The organism is Achromobacter sp. 1012554356 (assembly GCF_059760815.1).
This window is the reverse complement of sequence record NZ_JCBANC010000114.1, coordinates 1-3,695: the sequence shown is the minus strand read 5'-3', so window position 1 is coordinate 3,695 and position 3,695 is coordinate 1. Positions and strand designations below refer to the sequence as shown.

Annotated in this window: 4 protein-coding genes and 1 pseudogene; 2 read left to right on the top strand and 3 right to left on the bottom strand. The window is 68.3% G+C overall.

The window, feature by feature from the left end; translation table 11 throughout:
• Window positions 1-50: 50 nt before the first annotated feature.
• Window positions 51-935 (top strand): DMT family transporter, encoded by an 885-nt coding sequence (locus tag AC6LJW_RS29355; RefSeq protein ID WP_498088964.1) that lies wholly within the window; start codon window positions 51-53, stop codon window positions 933-935.
• 41 nt (window positions 936-976) lie between these two features.
• Entirely contained in the window at window positions 977-1,987 is a 1,011-nt protein-coding gene (gene ltaE / locus AC6LJW_RS29350; protein ID WP_498088963.1) for a low-specificity L-threonine aldolase, read from the top strand.
• Window positions 1,988-2,026: 39 nt separating this feature from the next.
• Here the strand turns inward: ltaE and AC6LJW_RS29345 are convergent, their stop codons facing one another.
• From AC6LJW_RS29345 to AC6LJW_RS29335, 3 genes and pseudogenes are all read right to left on the bottom strand, one after another.
• Window positions 2,027-2,371 (bottom strand): antibiotic biosynthesis monooxygenase family protein, encoded by a 345-nt coding sequence (locus tag AC6LJW_RS29345; RefSeq protein ID WP_498088962.1) that lies wholly within the window; start codon window positions 2,369-2,371, stop codon window positions 2,027-2,029.
• On the bottom strand, window positions 2,368-3,483 hold the full coding sequence (locus AC6LJW_RS29340; RefSeq protein ID WP_498088961.1) for a cytochrome P450 family protein: 1,116 nt from the start codon (window positions 3,481-3,483) through the stop codon (window positions 2,368-2,370). Before AC6LJW_RS29340 ends, AC6LJW_RS29345 begins: the two co-directional genes overlap by 4 nt.
• An 80-nt stretch (window positions 3,484-3,563) precedes the next feature.
• Window positions 3,564-3,695, bottom strand: a pseudogene (locus AC6LJW_RS29335) (SDR family NAD(P)-dependent oxidoreductase); the annotation flags it as partial.

Here is a 3,695-nt window from a genome sequence, read left to right as displayed (position 1 = left end):
GGGCGTCGTCATTCCTGGATTGCCAGATTTCCTTGCATGGAGCCACACCCGTGAGCAGCAGTTTCGATCGCGCAGGGCTTGCCCTGATGTTCAGCACCATCCTGGTCTGGGCGGGAAGCTGGATCGCGATGAAGCTGATCGTGCCTTACATCGGGCCGTTCGACTTCGTGGCCCTGCGCTATGTGGTGGGCAGCCTGGTCCTCTTCGCGCTCGCGATCGCCACGCGCCGGCCGCTGGCGATGCCGCCCTGGAAACTGACCCTCTTGATCGGCCTGACCCAGACGGCAGGCTTTCAGGGCTTTGTGCAGACCGCGCTGGTGGATGGGGGCGTGGGCAAGGTGTCGCTCATGGCCTACACGATGCCGTTTTGGGTGGTGCTGTTTGCATGGTGGTTGCTGGGCGAGCGTCCCACGGCCCGGCACGCGGCCGGCATCGCGCTGGCTGCCGTGGGCCTGATCTGTTTCGTCGAGCCCTGGAACGGACTGGGCGACATCCGCACCGTGCTGCTGGGTCTGGGCAGCGGGCTGTGCTGGGGCGTGGGCACGGTGCTGTCCAAGCGCATGTTCGACCGCCATGCGCCGGATGTGATGACGTTCACCGCGTGGCAGATGCTGTTCGGCGGCCTGGTCATGGTGCCCGTCGCCTATCTGGTGCCGCAGATGACCGCCCAATGGGGCTGGCCGCTCTGGACTGGCATGACCTACATTGTGCTGATCGCCACCGCAGCGGGCTGGCTGCTGTGGCTGCAGGTGGTGCGCCGGGTGCCCGCGTCGATCGCGGGCCTGTCCAGTCTGGGCGTGCCCGTGGTGGCCATGCTGCTCGCGTGGGCCATCCTGTCCGAGCGCCCCACGCCCGTCGAGCTTGGCGGCATGGCGCTGATCCTGGCCGGCATCTTTGTGGTGAGCCGCGCCGCGCCTGCGACGCGCGCCGATTGACCTTTTGAAATCCTGTTCTCTCCGATCCCCTGGAAACCTTCATGATTGATCTGCGTAGCGATACCGTCACCCGCCCCGGCGCCGCCATGTTGCAGGCGATGGCCAATGCCCCGCTGGGCGATGACGTGATGGGCGATGATCCCACCGTGATCCGCCTGCAAAAGACCTTGGCCGAGCGCACCGGCAAGGCCGCCGGCCTGTTCTTTCCGTCGGGCACGCAAAGCAACCTCGCGGCGCTCATGGCGCATTGCGGCCGCGGCGACGAGTACCTCGTTGGCCAGCTTGCGCACACCTACAAGTACGAGGGCGGCGGCGCGGCGGTGCTGGGCAGCATCCAGCCCCAGCCCATCGAGCATGCGCCCGATGGCTCGCTGCCGCTGGACAAGCTGGCCGCGGCGGTCAAGCCCAAGGGCGATCCGCACTTTGCGCGCACGCGCCTGCTGGCGCTTGAAAACACCTTCCACGGCAAGCTGATACCGGCCGCGTACATCCAGGCCGCCACATCGTGGGCGCGCGAGCAGGGCCTTGCCACGCACCTGGATGGCGCCCGCGTGTTCAATGCGGCCGTCGCCAGCGGCAAGCCCGTGGCGGATCTTTGTCAGCCGTTCGACACGGTGTCCATCTGCTTTTCGAAGGGACTGGGCGCGCCGGTGGGATCGGTGCTGGTCGGCAGCGAAGCGCTGATCGCCAGCGCGCACCGCTGGCGCAAGATGCTGGGCGGCGGGCTGCGCCAGTCCGGCGTGCTGGCGGCGGCGTGCCTGCATGCGTTGGAGCACAACGTGGAACGGCTTGCGCAGGACCACGAGAATGCGCGCCTCCTGGCCGAAGGCCTGCGCGCCATCGCCGGCGTCAAGGTGCTGAGCCAGGACACCAACATGGTGTTCGTGGAGTTCGAGCCGTCACGCTGCGATGCGCTGACGGCGGCGTTGGCCAAGGAAGACATCCTGATGCGCGCCGTCTATGGCGGTCCGACGCGCCTTGTCACGCATCTGAACGTGTCGGCCGACGATGTGCGGCGCGTGGTCGAGGCGGTGGGGCGGCTGCTGCGTTAAGCCGCCAGTCCGAAACCGATCGCCCCATCGCGGGACGGTTCAGCCGTGGCGCTTGCGGCTGTCCGCGGGCGCCTCGTCGCGTTCCTGCATGCCATAGTCGCGCAGCACCTGCGCGACGCGCAGACGGTAGTTCTGAAAGACGCCGCCGCGCCCGGCCTCCTGCGCGCGGCGGTGCGATTCCAGCGAGCGCCAGCGCAGCACCGCTGCCTCGTCGCGCCAGAATGACAGCGACAGCAGCTTGCCTGGCGGGGACAGGCTTTGAAAGCGTTCGACGGAGATGAATCCGTCGATCGTGTGCAGCTCGTCGATCAGGCCGGCGGCAATCTCCAGATAGGGGGCGGGGTCGCCATGGGCGGGCTCGACTTCGAATATCACGGCAATCATGAGTTGCTGTCCTCTTGAAAATCAAACTGGGGCACGCGCGCGTTGGGGAGCGGGCGATAGCGGAATCGCTTGGCAAGCGCGGCCGGGTCCGTCCCGGCGCGTAGCAGATGGAGCAGGGCGTCGGCCGCATGGCGTCGCGCCAGGGCCGTGCCCGGGCAGGCATGGCGCTGTGCGCCAAAGGTCCAGCCCGCGTCCGGTTCTATCTGAGATGCTGCCGCAAGGACGAGCAGCACGGTCTGGCCGGCGGCGATGCGCTGACCGCCAATGTCGGCGGATTCGGTCATGAAGCGGCGGGTGTTGTGCAAGGGCGGATCGTGGCGCACGACGTCGTCGATCAGCGCCAGGGCGACGTCTCGCGTCAGCGGCTCGGATACGCCGCGCCGACCGGCCATGACGAGCGCGTTGCCGAGCAGCGCTGCGCCGGCTTCGCAGGATTGGAATAGCAAGCCAGCCAGGTTGGCGGTCACGAGGTCGGGTGTGATGCCGTCTGCTGCCGCGTCTTCGTTCAGCCGGCGTAGCGCTGGCTTGGAACAGGGGCCGGTCAGATTCGCCTGTAGCCGCGCCATCAGGCGCGCGGCAGCGGCATGACCGGCCGCGATCCGTTCCGCGTCTGCGTTGGCGGGCAGCGCAAACAGGAAGCGGTTGATCTCCGCGGCGCAGTCCGCATGCAGCGTATGGTCCAGCCCGAGGAAGGAGGCCTGCGCGTGAACGGGTGCGTCGTACAGGTAGCGATCAATGCCCGCGGCGTCACGCGGGGCAGGGGGGAGCGGCCGGGCTGGGTCCAGCCGCTGTTCCTGTTCCTGTTCCTGTTCCTGGATGAACGCGACGAGCAACGCCTTTAGGCGCGCGTGCGCCGCGCTGTCGTTCATCCGCACAAACCGGCCAAACAATTCTCCCGCCTGACCCGGCCACAGGCCGCGTGGCACGGGCTCGCCTGCCGGCCGCACGCGGGCGGCGGGATGGCGCATGACGGCAGCAATGGTCTCGGGGTGGGCGGCGACCCACATGTCCAGCGCCGCGTCGCGATACAGCGGGCGGCTGCGCGCCAGCGTGGCGTAGTAGGAATACGGGTCGGGATGCGTGACGGCGTCCAGGGGATGGGCGGGCGGCATTGGGGGCGGGTGATGTCCGTGGAGGGATCTGGCCGCCAGTATCCGCCAGCGCCGCAGGCAACGATTCGACGTTCGCCGAACTATGCCTGCGCCGTGCCGCCTTCGGCCAGCAACGCGGCGTAGCCCTGCCGCGAATCGGGCCATTGCAGCGTCAGGCCGCTCGCGCGCAGGCGCGCATTGCTGAGCTTCTTGCTGCCCACGTTGGCGGGGGG